Genomic DNA, 15,795 nt, shown 5'->3' on the forward strand with positions numbered 1-15,795 from the left:
AAGGACTGTTGATGACCACCGTCGAACTGACCCGCTTCCGCGTGCTGCCGGAGAAGACCTCGGAGTTGCTGGCGGCGCGGGCCGAGATGCTCTCGGACTTTGCGGCCGATCGGGTCGGGTTCCTTGGCGCACGCTTGGTGCAGCTGCCCGAGGGGGAATGGCTCGACATCGTCGAGTGGGACACCGCGGAATCCTTCGCGGCGTCGCGCGAGAAGGGTGGCAACCTGCCGGGGATCGCGCGGTTCTTCACTGCGATCGACTCGCTGGTGGTTGCCGAGGAGGGCACGCTGGCCTGATGGTTGGGCCCCGGTTTGCCCCGGGGCCCCTTTTCTCAGCTGTGGGTGACGGTGACGTTGTAGACGATGGTCTCGCCGTAGTTGCTGGTGCTGCAGGGGGAGGAGTTCGTGCAGTTGGCCTGCGTGTAGACGCCAGCCTTGAAGTAGCCGCCGGTGAACGACTTCGGGAGCGTCGCCTGCAGCACGTTGTTGTAGTACGCCTTGATCGAGCCGTTGCTGACCACGAACTTGGCCTGGAACCGCTTGCCCAGCGTGTAGTTGCCGTCGACAAGCTTGTAGTGCGTGTCGTTCTCGTTGGTCACGTACAAGCTCGATCCGTCCAGACGAAACGTCGCCATGTCGTTGCCGTTGTGGATCTGGCCGGCGACGACCTGCGGCTTGGTGTTCGGGCGATGCGTGATGGCCTGGTCGATGACCATCGTGTGCACGCCGGACGTCGAGGACCAGGAAGCACCTGAGCCGTTGCGCATCTCGCGGAGTTCGGAGCGGGCGTACGTGGTGTTCGGGGTCGTGACGCCGTTGACCGCGTTGCGGAAGCGGACGCCGTTGCAGTTCGGCTGGTCGATGAACCACGGGCTCAGTTCGTAGCTGTCGAGTTGCGGTTGACTGACCTCGAGCACCTGCGTGCCGGACTGGTTCGGGTTGTCGACCGGAAGTTGCAGCTTCCAATTGGCCAGGTTCAGCACGTCACCAGGCGTGGAACAGGCGGTGGTCGCTGCAGTTGCAGTCGGTACGGCGGCCGACGCCGCTAGCAGTGTGGTGGCGAGGAGTGCTCGGACGAACATGTTGTTCTCCTTCGGGGCGGTGGGCAATTCATCAGAACCGCTGGGCTTTGTCGACCTGATTGATCAACGGGTCCCCAGCGAGGAACCGACGGGCGTTCTCCAGCAGTACGGCGAATCGTCGTTCGGCCGCATGCGGTCCAGCACCGGCCACATGCGGCGTAATCAGCACATCAGGCCGCGACCACAACGGGTGCGCCGGCGGCAGTGGCTCAACCTCAAACACATCAAGCGCCGCCCCCTTGAGCCATCCTCTTTCCAGCGCCTCGGTCAGATCGTCCAGCCGAACCGTCGGCCCACGACCAACATTCACGAACAGCGCAGATCTCTTGAAACGCTTGAGCCGAGCGGCATCGATCATCCCCTCGGTCTTTGGTGTGTGCGGCACAGTCAGTACGACGATGTCCGCGCTCGGCAGCAGCTCATCCAACTCGTCCAGCGGCCGCACCCCCACAAACCCCTTCGGCGCCTCGGTGATCCGCACATCAACCCCAGCCACCGCCACCCCGAACTCACTCAACAGCCGACCAACCTCCGCCCCCACCGCCCCCGCCCCGACCACCAGCGCCGACGCCTCCCCAAGCGCCACCACCGACCCCGGATCCCAATCCGGCGCCCACGCGGCGGCCTGCTGGGCACGCACATACCGCGGCAACCCCCGCGCCATCGCCAACACCAACGCCAACGTATGAGCAGCCACATGATCGGTATACGTGTCCCGCATATTCGTCACCACCACCGGATGCGCAACCAACTCCGGATAATAAAACTCAGGAGCCGGCCCAGCCTGCGGAGCCTGCAACCACCGCAACCGCCCCGCCCGCCCCAACAACTCCCGAGGCAGGACGCCGTACGCCGCATCCGCCTCGTCGATCGCCTCGACCCCGCACACCCGCAGTCCCGGCACCGCCCCCTCCAACCGCCCAGCCCAGTCCGCACTCTCCTCAGTCAGCCCCGGCAACATCACCAGCACCCCACGACTCCCACCCCCACCGCCGGCTCCACCCGTCTCCACCAACTCCCCACCCGACGGGCGCCCCGCACTCGAGCCCGAGCCCGGATCCGCGGGCGCGATGACGTCTGGGCTCGGATCCTTCCCGCGGGTCATCTGCGGGCCTCGGCGATTGTCGTGCGGATTCGGTCGAGGCGGGCTTTGGATGCCAAGCCTGCGTGGTAGTACCTCACCCCGGCGGCGCCTGCTTCGAGTAACTCCGTGACGCCGTTCCAGTCGAGGTCGAGTGCCGTCACGTTGGCGATCAGGGGAAGGTCGGTTCGTTCGGCTGCCGCCTTCAGTTGGCGGGCTGCTGCTTGCGTGTCTCCCCAGCACTTGAGGACGAAGGCGTCGGGTGCGACCGACTGGAAATCCACGCCTACGTCGGGGCCGGTGACCCAGGGGTCATCGGTTGCCATGAGCAACAGTCGGCGATCGCCGGCTAGGGACTTTGCCTCGCGAACCAGGTCTGCGATGACAGCGCCTCGGTGGGCTAGGAGGGCGGTTGCGTCGACGGGGGTGGGATGACCGCCTGCGAGTTCGGCGTCGACGGCGGTTCGGACCGAGCGCGCTAGGCGGTCGGCTTCGGCACCTAGCGCCGTACGGCAGGCTGGGCAGAAGCAGAGGGAGAGTAGGCGGCGGGCGGTGATGGAGAGGTCGGCGCCTTCGGTTTTCTCGTGGTGGCTGCCGTGGTCGAAGCCGAGCCAGCCGCAGGCTTCGAGCATCAGGTCGACGTCGTACTGGTCGCAGATCTCGCTCACGATCGTCAGCGCGTAGTCGCGTACCAACTGGTGTGACGGACAGAGCGCGTACGGGTAGCGCTCGCCGTATGCGTTCCGCACGGTCACATCCGGGTACGCCGAACCGACCGCTGACGAGTGGGTGAGCACCAGCCACGCCTCGACCGACAACCCGGCGCCGGTGAGCGCGGCGGCCGCCGTACCGAAGCGGTCTGGGTTTTCCACACCCCAGGTCGGGGCGAGTGGGCGGAGGCCGGGCCAGCGGTTTTCGCGGAGGCGGAAGTAGGCGGCGGCGTGTTCGGCGTGGACGACGCGGTGGGTCGGATGCCAGGGAGTGATCCCGCGCACGGAGTGGTAGGCCGCCTGCAGGGTGACGGTGTCGGCGCCGAGCCCTGCGATCCGGGCTGCGGCTTCCGGGTCGCCGACCAGGTCCCAGGTGTACGCGAACACGCCGTGACTCACGAGCCTCACTCCTGTGGGTAAGCGCTTGCCAAGATCAGGTCCGCCCAGAGTAGATCCGGCGGGTCGGTCGCGGCAAGAGCTGAGAAAGCGGTTTCATATCCACAGGTTGTGCATGACCTTGTGGATTAAGGATCATGAGTAAGGGCTTTCAGCCCAACACAAAGGAAGGTGAGACGGCTGCGCGCCAACACCCAGCGGGTGACGATCACCGACGTCGGCGCGGCCGCGGGCGTCTCGCCGGCCACCGTCTCCCGGGTGCTGAACGGGACCGCCAAGGTCGACGCCGCCCTCGCCGACCGCGTCCAGGCGGCCGTCCGCACCCTCGGCTACCGCCCGAACGCGGCCGCGCAAGGACTGGCCAAGGGGCGCTGGGGCACGATCGGCGTACTCGTCCCGGACCTCGCCAACCCGTACTTTCCCGAGATCCTCAAAGCGGTCAGCGCCGTCGCCCGCGCGAACGGTCACCGCGTGATGATCATGGAGTCCGAGGAGAACCCCGCCGTCGAACCCGAACTCGTCGCCGACCTCCTCCGCAGCTGCGACGGCCTCCTGCTCTGCTCACCCCGAATGCCCCGCGACCAGCTCGTCGACCTCGCCGACCGCGGTCACCCGATGGTTCTCGTCAACCGCATCGTCCCCGGCCTCGCCGTACCGTCGATCTCGGTCGACTTCTACGGCGGTACGACGCTCATCTGCGGCCACCTGGCCCAACTCGGCCACCGCGATGTCGCCTACCTCAGCGGCCCCGAATCCTCCTGGGCCAACGGCGAACGCATCCGCGCCCTCGAAGCCGCAGCCGCCTTCGGCCTCCGCCTGACTGTCATCCCCTGCGGCGCCACCGCCGCCGACGGATACACCACCGCCGACCAGATCCGCCGGACGGGCGCCACCGCAGTCGTCACCTACAACGACCTGGTCGCCCAGGGCACGCTATCTCGCCTGCGGGAGCTCGGCATCGACGTACCAACCGACCTCTCGGTGATCGGCTTCGACAACCTCTCCCTCGACTGGACCGGCCAAGCCACCCTCACCACCGTCTCCATGCCCCGAGACCAACTAGGCCGCCAAGCCGCCACCCTCCTCGAACACCTCATGACCGGCACCCCCGACACCAACCCCCACCTCCTCCCCATGCAACTCCGAACCCACCAAACCACCGCCCCACCCCGCCACCCCATCTGATGGGTTGACCCACCCCCGTGTGGGTTCCCCACCCGCATGCGATGGGGGAACCCACAACCTCATGGGTGAACCCACCAAACGGCACGAGGCGCGGCCGCGCTGCCGGCGGAGTGCAGCGGACCGCCATCACCGTGTGGGTGGTGAGGAGGGGGTGCGTGGGCGGATCGCCATCACCGTGTAAGTGGTGTGGGAGGAGGCTTGGCGAGCCTGGGCACGCGTGGGCGGGGTGGTGGTGCTGGGGTTGGACGGTGGTGGCGGTCCGCGGGGGCGGACCTGGGGGCCATCACAAGTGGGGGGTGGTCGGGTGGGTGCGGCGTGGGGGTGGCGGGTGGGAGGAAATGTGATGGCGTTTGGGTTCGGGGGTACCTAACGTTGGTGGGATGGAGATCGGGGTGGTTCGGGCGGGGGAGTTTGGGCGGGCGGCTGAGTTGTGGGAGGCGTCGGTTCGGGCTACTCATGACTTTGTTACTGAGGCGGATCTGGACGTGTTCCGGCCTTTGGTGCGGGAGGCTATTGCGGGGATTCCGCAGTTGGCGGGGTTGCGGGATGAGGTCGGCTACCTGATTGGGTTCGTGGGGGTGGCCGAGGGGAATGTCGAGATGTTGTTTCTGGATCCTGCGTACCGGGGGCGGGGTGGTGGGACGTTGCTGCTCGACCATGCCTGCAAGGAGTTTGCAGCGACTGCTGTTGATGTGAATGAGCAGAACGCGCAGGCGGTGGGGTTCTACGAGCAGTACGGGTTCACGCTGGTGGGCAGGAGTGAGCGGGATTCGACCAACAAGCCGTATCCGATCCTGCACTACACGCTTTAGCCGGCGATTTCGAGGATGTCGATCTCGGTGTAGGGGTCGGCCTCGGCGAAGCGGAGGGCCCAGCGGACTGCGTCTTCCTTGGAGTCGACGCGGATGATCGAGAGGCCGGCGACCAGTTCCTTGGTTTCGGCGAACGGGCCGTCGACCACGCGCGGCGGGCCGGGTTGCGCGACGGAGATGCGGGCGCCGTTGGCGCTGGGCATCAGGCCTTCGGCGACCAGGAGGATGCCGGCCTGGCGCATCTCCTCGAGGACCGCGTCGGCGCGGGCCAGGATCTCGGGGTCCGGCGGGTTGCCGGCTTCGAGTCCGTCGTTGGTCTTGTGGAGCAGCATGAACCGCATAGGGCCGACCTTAGTAGGTCGAGAGCTCTGCCCAGAAGGCTTCCGGGATGGCGTGTTCCAGCCAGCCCGCGACCTCGCTGATCTCCTGCGGACTCCGCGCCCCGACAACCACAGCCGGTACGGCGGGATGCGCCAGCGGGAACTGAATCGCGGCCGCCAGCAACGGTACGTCGTACCGGCGGCACAGCTCGCGGAGTCGGTCGATGCGGGCGAGGAGGTCGGCGGGCACTCGCGCGTACCCGTGCGGTGCGCCTTGGGCGGTGTCCGCGAGCACCCCGCCCTGGAACACCCCCGCGGCGAGGACGGCGACGCCGAGCTTCGAGCACAGGGGTAGCAGTTCGTCGGTCGCGGAGCGGTCGAGCAGCGTGTAGCGACCGGCCAGCAGGATGCAGTCCGGGCCGGCGGTACCGGTCTCGCGGAGGAAGCGGGCTGCGACGTCGGCGTGGTTCACCCCGAGGGAGATTGCGCGGATCGCGCCGCGGCCGCGGAGTTCGTTGAGCGCGCGGAGGGCGTCGGTCGAGGCGGTCGCGAAATCGAGGTCGGGGTCGTGGATGTGCAGGATGTCGATTCGGTCAATCCCCATCCGCTCGAGACTCGCCTCGAACGAGCGGATCACCGCGCCGTACGAGTAGTCGAGGCGTGGTCCGACACCGGCGGGTGGTTCGGCCCAGATCGGTTGCAGGTCGGGTCCGCCGGGTTCGATCAGGCGGCCGACTTTGGTGGACAGCACGAAGCGGTTCCGCGGGCGGCCGCGGAGGGCCAATCCGGCACGCTGCTCGGAAACGCCGTACCCGTAGACCGGCGCCGTGTCGAACAACCGCACCCCGAGCTCCCACGCCCGGTCGATCGTCGCAATCGCCTGCGACTCCGGTACCGCCGCGAACATCCCCCCGATGGAGGCGAGCCCCAACCCCAACTTGCTGACCCGCAACCCCGTCCGCCCCAACTCCACACTCCGCATGCCGCCGACCCTAGAAGCCCCCACCGACATTCCCCTCGCCCCCGCTAACCGCTCCAAAGACACGCCCGCCCACCTTTGAGCACGGAGTCCATCTTTGAGCACCCACCAACCATTTCCTGAGGGGATTCTTGGTTGGTGGGTTCCCAAAGTGGGGGTTCGTGCACAAAGAGCAGCGGGCGCACCCTTGGGCGCGGGTGGGGAGTCAGGGGTGGTCAGATCGGGTGGACTAGGTGGGGGAGGGCGGTGGGGGCGTAGTAGATGTTGGGGGTGGGGCAGAGGGGGGCGGTGGTGAGGGCGGTGGGGTCGCTCAGCAATACGGCGTGGCCTGAGGTGATGGGGGTGGCTAGGTATTCGTGGCCGGGGAGGTTGGCTACGGCGGTTCGGCAGCCTAGGGCCATGCCTTCGAAGAGGGCGGTGGTGGAGACGCCTACCTGGTACGTCGCCTTCGCTAGCAGGTCGAGTGTGTTGCCTGTGGTGGAGAGGTGGACGGCGGGCGAGGGGGTGTAGTCGGCGGGGTGCTCGCTGGGGTGGAGGCGGAAGAGGACCTTCAGCGAGGGGTTTGCCTTGGCTACGGATTCGGCGACCTGCAGGAGATCACCGCCGGTGGTGCCTTGGGAGAGGAAGACCGCCAGTGACGGGTCCTTCGGGCCGGGGGTGGGGAGGTAGGGCGCGCCTACGACGGAGGTGCGCATTCCGGCGGGGAGGTCGGCGATGGTCGACCAGTAGGAACCGAAGGTCCACAGCTCGTCGGGTTGATCGGCGACTACCGGGCGGCCGGGGTAGCTGTAGCCGAGGTGGAAGGGGCTGATGGCGCCGTGCTGGAGTTCGACGACGCGGATGCCGAGGTCGCGGGCGGCGCCGACGATGTGTTGGTGGAAGTAGGCGACGACGACGTACACGGTCTTGATGTCGTGGCGCTTCAAGAGCTTGCGGTAGAGCGCGCGCAGGCGGAGATGCTTGGGCACCTCGCGGGCGAGCAGTGCGCTGATCGGCACCGAGACACCGGTCAGTTCCTTCAATGCGGCCGCAATGCCGAGCGGGTCGTCGGCGGAACGTGAATGCACCGCGCCGAAAGCTGACGTGAAGAAGTCGAGGTTGCGACTGCCGGGGAGCGGTACGCCGTTGATTCCCGAGTCGAGGATCAACGCGGATGGCCCCAGCGCAGCGCGGAGTTCGGAGGTGTAGATCTCGACACCGTCCGGTTTCCGCGGATGCGGTACGACGAGAGAGGAGTACCGGCCGAGGAACGGGTTGCGGGTCGCGAGACCGGCCACGTGTCGCCCGATGAGACCGAGCTTGTCGCCGGTAGAACGCCGTACCGGGTGTGGAACGCCGTGGATGCCGGAACGACGGGTCAGCTCATGGAAGACGCGCATCCGGATGATCGGCCACGGGTGTGTGCCCCGGATCTGCCAGTCGAGGAGACTCAGGTCCCGCTCCACCTGCCAGATCGCCCGGCACAGGCTCGCCACCGTCGTGTTCGGCGCCGTGCCGTTCCCGGTACTCGTCATGATTGATCCCCACTATGCCCGCCAGGCTGCCGATACCGGAGAAGAACCGGCGGACTGCCTTGAGCAGGTGCGTCTTCCGGCCGAGCAGCAGTCCGGCCAGCGCGTAACCGATCGCCGAGACCACCCGGGCCGAAGCATAGGCCAGCACCAGGACGTAGCTGACCGCGCCCGGACGGATCAGCAGGCGGCTGATCGTGTCCCCGCTGCCGGAGCGGAAGGCACGCCGTACCAGCCAGCTGAGCGTGGTCCGCGCGGCCGGGACCTCCTCGGCGATCACGGCCTCCTCGCACCAGACGATCCGGAAACCGGCCCGGTGCACCCGCAGGAAGAAGTGCAGGTCGCTGGAGCCGGTGTAGCGGAACGCGGGATGGAAGCCCGGCGTGACCGTGTGGTAGACCCGCCGGCTGACCAGCGTGTTGTTCGTGTACGCCTTGCGCAACTCCAGGCCGGTGGTGTGCCGGCCGGTCGAGTCGTGGACGTCGCTGTAGTGGTTCCACGGCGGGGCGCCTTCGGGGAGGTTGCCCTTGACCGGGCCGGTGACAACGTCGGCCCCGGTCTTCTCCCAGGCCTGGAGCAGGGTCGCGAGCCAGTACGGCGGCGCCACCTCGTCGTCGTCGACGAAGATCAGCGCGTCGTCGTTCCAGCACAGTTCCACCGACCGCTCGCGCGCGAACGGGATCCCCGGTTCCGGTTCCACCACCGACTCGATCGGGTACCGATCGCCGTCGAAGGCGGCAACGACCTGGGCAGCGGTGCCCTCGGCATCGTTGTCGACGACCACTATCCGGACTGAATAATCCGAACCCGCAGGCAGTTCCTGGGCCTGCAAACTCGCCAACAGACCCCGCAACAGACCAGGCCGCCTAAACGTGATTACCGCAATGGCGACACTGGTGGTCATAGTCCCCCGAGACTATCGGTCCGGCTCTGCTGTCAGCCACCTGAGATGTTGTACCTCTGGGTACAGTGGTGGCGTGGAGACGGTCGAGCGGTTGATTCGCAGTACGCAGGAGTTGTTGTGGGAGCGGGGCTACGTCGGCACCAGCCCGAAGGCGATCCAGGCCGCCGCGGGCGCCGGGCAGGGCAGCATGTACCACCACTTCAGCGGCAAGGCCGAGCTGGCGAAGGCCGCCATCGAGCGGTCCGGGGTCGAGATGCGGGCCGCCGCCGAGGAGCTGCTGGGCGGAGCCGGTACGGCGGGGGAACGGATCGCGAGGTATCTCGGCCGCGAGCGGGACGTGTTGCGGGGCTGCCGGATCGGCCGCCTGACCGCGGATCCCGAGGTGGTCGCGGACCCGGAGTTGCGGGCACCGGTCGACGAGACGTTCACCTGGTTGCGCGGCCGGCTGGCCGAGGTGATTGCTGAGGGCAAGCAGAACGGCGAGTTCGCGGCAACGATCGACCCCGACCGGCTCGCGGCGACGATTGCCGCCGTACTGCAAGGTGGTTATGTGCTGGCTCGGGCGGCGGACTCGACCGAGCCGTTCGATCTGGCGATCCAAGGACTCCTGGAGTTGATCGAAGCATGAGGATCGGAGCGGTCTTTCCGCAGCTCGAGATCGGCGCGGATCCTGCGGTCGTGCGGGAGTGGGCGCGGACGGTCGAGGACGCCGGGTACACGCATGTGCTTGCCTATGACCACGTTCTCGGTGCGGATCCGGCGAACCGTCCGGGCTGGACCGGGTACACCGACAAGTCCTTGTTCCACGAGGTTTTCGTGCTGTTCGGCTACCTCGCCGCGATCACCACTTCGCTCGAGCTTGTGACTGGTGTCCTCGTGCTTCCGCAGCGGCAGACGGCGCTGGTCGCGAGGCAGGCGGCTGAGGTCGACGTCCTGTCCGGTGGGCGGCTGCGGCTCGGCGTCGGCATCGGCTGGAACCACGTCGAGTACGACGCTCTCGGCGTACCGTTCACTCAGCGCGGTGCCCGAATGACCGAGCAGGTCGAGCTCCTCCGCAAACTCTGGGCCGACCCGGTTATCACCTATGAAGGCCGCTTCGACCGTGTCGCGGAGGCCGGGCTCAACCCGTTGCCCGGTCGGCGAATCCCGATCTGGTTCGGTGGCGGAGCGGACGCCGTACTGCGAAGGACCGGTGCGATCGGCGACGGGTGGATGCCGCAGGGGCGGCCGGACGAGGCGATGCGCGCGCAGCTCGAGACGATCCGGGAGGCCGCTGAGCGGGCGGGGCGCGACCCGGGCGAGATCGGGATCGAGGCTCGGTTGTCGCTCAATGCGGTGCCGCAGGAGGAGTGGCGCGCGTACGCCGACGCCTGGCGCGACCTCGGTGCCACCCACCTGTGCGTCAACACGATGAACTTCGGGCTCACGCGTCCCGAGGAACACGCCCAACTCCTCCGCGAGGTCCTGCCGACGCTGGGGTGACCTGAGGGGCGACCGGCCGGCGATCACCCCGGATAAGGTGAGCCTCATGGCTATCGAGGTGATCGGGACCCGGAACGAGCGGTACGACGAGATCCTGACCGAGACCGCGCTCGGTCTGATCGAGCGGTTGCATCGCGAGTACGACGGGCGTCGGCAGGGACTGCTGGCTCGTCGTACCGGGCGGATCGCGGCGATCGCAGCCGGGGCGGATCTCGGGTTCCTGGCCGAGACCAAGGACATCCGGGACGATCCGGACTGGCGGGTCGCGCCGGCGGCGCCCGGGCTGGTCGACCGCCGGGTGGAGATCACCGGGCCGACCGACCGGAAGATGACCATCAACGCGCTGAACTCCGGCGCGAAGGTCTGGCTCGCCGACCAGGAGGACGCGAACACGCCGACCTGGGAGAACGTGGTCGGCGGTCAGCTGAACCTGCTCGATGCGATCAAACGGCAGATCGACTTCAGCACCGACACCAAGTCGTACGCGCTGAAGCCCGATGACGAGCTGGCGACCATCGTCGTACGGCCGCGGGGTTGGCATCTGCCCGAGAAGCACATTCTGGTCGACGGTGAGCCGGTTTCTGGTTCGCTCGTCGACTTCGCGTTGTACTTCGCTGCCTGTGGACAGCTGCAGCTCGATCGCGGCCAGGGACCGTACTTCTACCTGCCGAAGATGGAGTCGCACCTCGAGGCGCGCCTGTGGAACGACGTGTTCGTGACCGCGCAGGAGGCCCTCGGTATTCCGCGCGGCACGATCCGTGCGACCTGCCTGATCGAGACCTACCCCGCCGCGTTCGAGATGGAGGAGATCCTCTACGAACTGCGTGAGCACTCGGCCGGTCTGAACGCGGGCCGCTGGGACTACATGTTCAGCGTGATCAAGACCCACCGCGACCGCGGTGTCGACTTCCAGCTGCCCGATCGCAACAGTGTGACGATGACCGTGCCGTTCATGCGTGCGTACACCGAGTTGCTGGTCCGCACCTGCCACAAGCGCGGCGCACACGCGATCGGCGGTATGGCGGCGTTCATCCCGAGCAAGGACCCGGCCGTGAACGAACAGGCCTTCGCGAAGGTCCAGGCCGACAAGACCCGCGAGGCCGGCGACGGTTTCGACGGCTCCTGGGTCGCGCACCCCGGCATGGTCGACACGTGTCGCGCGGTCTTCGACGCCGTACTCGGTGACAACCCGAACCAGCTCGGCAAACTCCGCGAGGACGTCGACGTCACCGCGGACCAACTCCTCAACGTCGCCGCCACCCCCGGCGAGGTCACCGAAGCCGGCCTCCGCAACAACATCAGCGTCGCCCTCCAATACCTCGCCGCCTGGCTCGAAGGCACCGGCGCCGTCGGCATCTTCAACCTGATGGAGGACGCCGCCACCGCCGAGATCTCACGCTCCCAGATCTGGCAATGGCGCAAGAACGGCGTAGTCCTGGACACCGGCGCAACCATCACCACCGAACTGGTCGAACGCCTAGCCGACGAAGAGATCGCCGCCCTCGACCAGCCACTCCGCTACCAGTCCGCCCGCTCCCTCTTCCTCGAAGTAGCCCTCGCGGACGACTACGTCGACTTCCTGACCCTCCCCGCCTACGACCGCTTCGCCTGACCGCATTTGGTGGGTGCACCCCAAAGCCGGTTAGTTAAGCGGTTCGGGGGTGGTGTCGAGAGCGGTGCTGTACGGCGAGGCTGGGGAGCGCTACCCCACCGAATCGGCGGGTAGGGCTCCCCGGTCGTGTGGAAAGCGTGGTGGGTCCTCCCCAAACCGGTTTGGGGAGGATGTCGGCCGGGGTTGAACTGGTGTGGGGTGGATATCGGTCGTATTTGGGGGGTGGATCCTCCCCGAATGGCTACGGGCGGTGCGCTGGCGCTCCCCGAACCGGTTTGGGGAGTTGGGTCGCCCGAGCTGCCTTAACTAACCGGCCTTGGGGTTACCCCACGAACGTGGGGGTTCCCGTACCGGAATTCGGTGTGGGAACCCCCAATCCGGTCGGTGCACCCACCAAATGCGCGCGGGCCGGGCCGGGGCGGGCGGGGTTAGTGCTTCGGGTAGGCGGCGTCTACTTCTACTTCGACTAGCCAGCCTCCGACGGGGAGGTTTTCGATTTCTAGGGCGAAGCGGGAGGGGCGGGATTTGTTGATGACGAAGGGTTTGGCGGGTACGCCGGTGCCTAGGGGGACTGGGGTGTATTTGCCGGTGGTTAGGTCGGTGTTGGCGAAGTACTGACGGTAGGCGCGGTTCCAGCCGGCGAAGTCGGCGGTAGCCGCGCCGGTGGGGTTCTGGAGGAAGACGCGCATGGTGTAGACGTCGGCGTAGGTGAGGCCGGCGGCTTGGAGGTTTTCGCCGATGCGGCGGAGGACGTTGATGCCTTGGGCCTCGGTGATGGTGACGCCCGCTGACAAGGTGCCGCCGGGGAAGATGGCGGTGTCGATGTACGACGCCTCTGTTCCGGCCGGAGCTGCGGTGTTCAGCGCGGTCGGGCCGATGCCGCTCGTCTTGTAGATCGGGGTGTTCGCGCCGATGCCGACGCCGGTGGCGATCATCGGGTTGGCCTGCCCGGCGGGGAGAGCCGGTACGACGGTTCCGGGTCGGGGTGGACGCGGCTTGTCCCACCAGCCGGCCGCCGTACCAGCGCCTGCGGTGAACGAGACGACGACTGCCGCAACTCCGACGGTTAAGAACCTGAGCTTCATCGAGAAGTCACCACCCGGTGGTGTAGCGCGGTCACGGTGGCGCGGGCCGAGGTCATGGCGCCGTGCTGCCAGGCGATCGCGTGGGACAGATGGTCGCCGGCGAAGTAGACGTTGCCGGTGGGTTCGAGCAGGCGCTGGTAGGTGCCCTCGGTCTGCGAGGGCCAGCCGACCCACGAACCTTCGGAGTACTTCGCCGAGGCCCAGTCGACCGAGAACGATGCCGAGATGTCGCGACCGTAGACGTCACCGTGCATTTTGGTGCCCTGGGCAACGGCTCGCTGGAATCGCGCGGCCGGGGTGAGGGCTCCGTACGTGTTCGCGTTGGTGCCGGTGTTGTAGTAGCCGATCACCGTGCCGCGGCTGCCGTGGAAGCCGGTCGACGGATACCACGTGTTGACGGTGTCCAGGTTGCTGTTGGTGATGCCGCCGTAGATGCGCAGGTCCTCTTCCCACCAACGACGGCCGTACTCGATCCCGATCTTGCCGGCGTTGCTCGGCCGCGCGTACTTCAGTGCGTCGACAATCGGCGTCGGAAGGTTCGACGGAATCTTCGCGGCGATATGCGGTGGCAGACTGCAGATCGCGAAATCGGCAGCCAGCACCCGCGGCCGACCACCCGTGCTGTAGGTGACCTGAACCCCGGTCGGCGTGTTCCGCAGTCCCAGAACCTCGGCGCCGTACTGGATCTTCTCCCGGCCGATCGCGCGTTCGAACGCGTACGGGATCCGGTCCATGCCGCCGACCGGCTGGAACATCATCATCGCCTGGTCCCAGCCGAACTCGAACGAGAAGTAGCTCCCGACCCCACTCGCGAAGACATCACTCAGCGCGTACGGCGATTCCGTCGTACCGCCTTCGGTTCCGGCACCTGGCTCGACCGTGTACCCGCGGCGGCCGTCGGTCCCGGTGTACTTGAAGTCGCCGGCCTTGTTCGAGATGGAGCCGAAGCTGGTCAGGAATCCGATCAGCGCCTGCTTGTCGCTCACGGTCAGGTAGGAATCGAGCGCTCCCTGATCGGTCGCCTTCGCGAGCAACTCGGAGACGTATCCGTAGACGTCGGCCTTGGCGGTGCGGTGCCGGATCGGCTTGTTGGACAGGGCTGTCGTGCCCTCGCGGTACAGGTACGCGTCCGCGTTCTGGTTGACGAACGGCTCGATGGCGACGCCGAGTTCACGGCAGTAGTCGAGCGTCACGTGGTGCTGCGGGATCCGCCCTGGACCGGCGTTCATGTACTGACCGGGCGAGAACTTCGCCCGCTGAGTGTTACCGGCCAGGTCGGTCTCGGAGGTCCCGCCGCGAACGGTCCAGTTGCGCCCGCCCGGTCGCTGCCGAGCCTCGAGCAGGGTGACTTTGTAGCCGGCCTTCAGGAGTTCGTACGCCGAGGTCAACCCGGAGATCCCGGCCCCGAGAATCACCACGTGCTTGCGGGGCCGGCCGTTCAGATCGACCCGCGTCGGGGCCGCGAATGCGGGGGTTTCGCCCAGTCCGGTCAGACCGAGGGCGGACATCGTGGAGTAGAGCACACCGGCACCGCCGGTGATACCGACCTGTTGCAGGAAGTGACGTCTGGTCTGCGCCATGCCTTCTCCTCACTGGCAACGGGGAGGAACGGTCCCCTTGTTGACCAGAAAGGTAAGGACAAAGTGTTTGGGCCCTGTGTCCGCGCGATGACGTCCTGACGCCGGTACTGACAGGTATGTTTCTGCTTAACGAACCTGTTCAACCAGCGTCTTGGCCACTGGGGCGATCTCCGCATAAACCCCGGGATACTGAGGTTCTGCGCACCCCCGGCCCCAGGAGACGATGCCGAGTAGGCGGCCGTTCAACACCAGTGGGCCGCCGGAGTCGCCTTGGCAGGCGTCGCCTGTTCCATCCATGTAACCGGCGCAGATGTTCGCGGCCGCCGTGTAACCGTTCTCGGCGTACCCCTTGATCCCCAGGCACGTCGCATCACCGAGATCCGGTACGGCGAGTTTCTGCAATGTGTCGTCGGGCCCGGTATCCGCGGTGTCGCCCCAACCGTAAACAGTCGGTACGGCGCCGCGCCGATCCGCCTTCGGATTCGTTTCGAGGCGGAGCACCGGGACTCCGGTCATCGGCTTCTTCAACGTCAGGACCGCGAAGTCGTTGCGATTGGTCGCGGTGCTGTATGCCGGGTGCACCCAGACCTTGCTGACCGCGGAGAACCGCCCCAGCGAGTGGTCGGTCAAGTCGGCCCGGCCCTGGATGACGCCGTACGACGCCACGCGCTCGCCGGCGCAGTGAGCCGCGGTCAGCACCTTGTTCGCGGCCACGAGGACGCCGCCACACCAGCGCTTGGACTCGCGCGTCGCCGCAGTGTTGGTGAGCACGACCGCCCAGGGCGCTTCGCTGACACTCGCGAGGGTCCCGCCAACCACGAGAGGTTCGCGAGCCGAAGCGGTTCCCGCTGTGCTCAGCAACAAGACGGTGATCAGGGCGGCAGTCCGCTTCAGCATGCGGTCGAACTTACTCCACGTCACCCATTGAGTGCTTTAAGTAGGCAGATGATGTCTGCCCCAAAGGGCACTTGAAGTATTGCCAGCGTCACTCTGGGCACATACCGTCGGAGCGCGGCCGGGGGGTCGCCCACTGCGCGACCTAGGGGGGAGCGCGGAT

The 15,795-nt window shown here is 67.1% G+C and carries 16 protein-coding genes; 6 read left to right on the plus strand and 10 right to left on the minus strand.

Annotated elements, in window-relative coordinates; genetic code table 11:
- Positions 1–11: 11 nt before the first annotated feature.
- Positions 12–296 (plus strand): antibiotic biosynthesis monooxygenase family protein, encoded by a 285-nt coding sequence (locus tag ABD231_RS18985; RefSeq protein WP_344153282.1) that lies wholly within the window; start codon positions 12–14, stop codon positions 294–296.
- Between the two features lie 35 nt (positions 297–331).
- Here ABD231_RS18985 and ABD231_RS18990 read toward each other — a convergent pair whose 3' ends face one another.
- Genes ABD231_RS18990 through ABD231_RS19000 form a run of 3 tightly spaced genes read right to left on the minus strand, consistent with a single transcriptional unit; the run spans position 332 to position 3,271 of the window.
- Positions 332–1,081 (minus strand): polysaccharide lyase family 7 protein, encoded by a 750-nt coding sequence (locus ABD231_RS18990; RefSeq protein ID WP_344153285.1) that lies wholly within the window; start codon positions 1,079–1,081, stop codon positions 332–334.
- Between the two features lie 31 nt (positions 1,082–1,112).
- Positions 1,113–2,186: a D-2-hydroxyacid dehydrogenase gene (locus ABD231_RS18995; RefSeq protein WP_344153288.1), complete on the minus strand. Its 1,074-nt coding sequence runs from the start codon at positions 2,184–2,186 to the stop codon at positions 1,113–1,115.
- Positions 2,183–3,271, minus strand: coding sequence for a hypothetical protein (locus ABD231_RS19000; protein ID WP_344153291.1), 1,089 nt, complete (start codon positions 3,269–3,271; stop codon positions 2,183–2,185). The genes ABD231_RS18995 and ABD231_RS19000 overlap by 4 nt, the downstream gene beginning before the upstream one ends.
- Before the next feature lie 168 nt (positions 3,272–3,439).
- Between ABD231_RS19000 and ABD231_RS19005 the strand changes: the two genes are divergently transcribed.
- The gene (locus ABD231_RS19005; RefSeq protein WP_344153294.1) at positions 3,440–4,453 is read left to right on the plus strand and encodes a LacI family DNA-binding transcriptional regulator; all 1,014 of its coding nucleotides are present in this window, start codon (positions 3,440–3,442) and stop codon (positions 4,451–4,453) included.
- A 380-nt stretch (positions 4,454–4,833) separates the two neighbouring features.
- A complete protein-coding gene (locus ABD231_RS19010; RefSeq protein WP_344153297.1) occupies positions 4,834–5,265 on the plus strand; it encodes a GNAT family N-acetyltransferase in 432 nt (143 codons plus the stop codon).
- Here ABD231_RS19010 and ABD231_RS19015 read toward each other — a convergent pair.
- The 4 genes from ABD231_RS19015 to ABD231_RS19030 all read right to left on the minus strand — a co-directional run bounded on the left by ABD231_RS19015 (position 5,262) and on the right by ABD231_RS19030 (position 8,979).
- A complete protein-coding gene (locus ABD231_RS19015; RefSeq protein ID WP_344153300.1) occupies positions 5,262–5,606 on the minus strand; it encodes a YciI family protein in 345 nt (114 codons plus the stop codon). The genes ABD231_RS19010 and ABD231_RS19015 overlap by 4 nt on opposite strands.
- A gap of 10 nt (positions 5,607–5,616) precedes the next feature.
- Entirely contained in the window at positions 5,617–6,567 is a 951-nt protein-coding gene (locus ABD231_RS19020) for an aldo/keto reductase (RefSeq protein ID WP_344153303.1), read from the minus strand.
- Between the two features lie 212 nt (positions 6,568–6,779).
- Positions 6,780–7,943: a hypothetical protein gene (locus ABD231_RS19025; protein WP_344153620.1), complete on the minus strand. Its 1,164-nt coding sequence runs from the start codon at positions 7,941–7,943 to the stop codon at positions 6,780–6,782.
- Entirely contained in the window at positions 7,927–8,979 is a 1,053-nt protein-coding gene (locus ABD231_RS19030; protein ID WP_344153306.1) for a glycosyltransferase family 2 protein, read from the minus strand. Before ABD231_RS19030 ends, ABD231_RS19025 begins: the two co-directional genes overlap by 17 nt.
- 73 nt (positions 8,980–9,052) lie before the next feature.
- On the opposite strand from ABD231_RS19030, the gene ABD231_RS19035 reads away from it, so the two are divergent.
- From ABD231_RS19035 to aceB, 3 genes are read left to right on the plus strand one after another with little or no spacing between them, the layout of a single operon-like run.
- Complete coding sequence (locus ABD231_RS19035; protein WP_344153309.1) at positions 9,053–9,607, plus strand: TetR/AcrR family transcriptional regulator; 555 nt, start codon at positions 9,053–9,055, stop codon at positions 9,605–9,607.
- Positions 9,604–10,461: an LLM class F420-dependent oxidoreductase gene (locus ABD231_RS19040; RefSeq protein ID WP_344153311.1), complete on the plus strand. Its 858-nt coding sequence runs from the start codon at positions 9,604–9,606 to the stop codon at positions 10,459–10,461. The genes ABD231_RS19035 and ABD231_RS19040 overlap by 4 nt, the downstream gene beginning before the upstream one ends.
- 46 nt (positions 10,462–10,507) lie before the next feature.
- The gene (aceB, locus tag ABD231_RS19045; RefSeq protein WP_344153314.1) at positions 10,508–12,073 is read left to right on the plus strand and encodes a malate synthase A; all 1,566 of its coding nucleotides are present in this window, start codon (positions 10,508–10,510) and stop codon (positions 12,071–12,073) included.
- A 428-nt stretch (positions 12,074–12,501) separates the two neighbouring features.
- On the opposite strand, the gene ABD231_RS19050 is transcribed toward aceB, so the two are convergent.
- The 3 genes from ABD231_RS19050 to ABD231_RS19060 form a co-directional block, all read right to left on the minus strand.
- Positions 12,502–13,158, minus strand: a complete 657-nt coding sequence (locus ABD231_RS19050) for a Rid family hydrolase (protein WP_344153316.1) — start codon at positions 13,156–13,158, stop codon at positions 12,502–12,504.
- Entirely contained in the window at positions 13,155–14,738 is a 1,584-nt protein-coding gene (locus ABD231_RS19055) for a flavin monoamine oxidase family protein (RefSeq protein WP_344153319.1), read from the minus strand. The genes ABD231_RS19050 and ABD231_RS19055 overlap by 4 nt, the downstream gene beginning before the upstream one ends.
- A 126-nt stretch (positions 14,739–14,864) precedes the next feature.
- Complete coding sequence (locus ABD231_RS19060) at positions 14,865–15,635, minus strand: S1 family peptidase (protein ID WP_344153322.1); 771 nt, start codon at positions 15,633–15,635, stop codon at positions 14,865–14,867.
- Between the last annotated feature and the right edge of the window lie 160 nt (positions 15,636–15,795).

Source organism: Kribbella yunnanensis (assembly GCF_039529655.1).
Lineage (GTDB): Bacteria > Actinomycetota > Actinomycetes > Propionibacteriales > Kribbellaceae > Kribbella > Kribbella yunnanensis.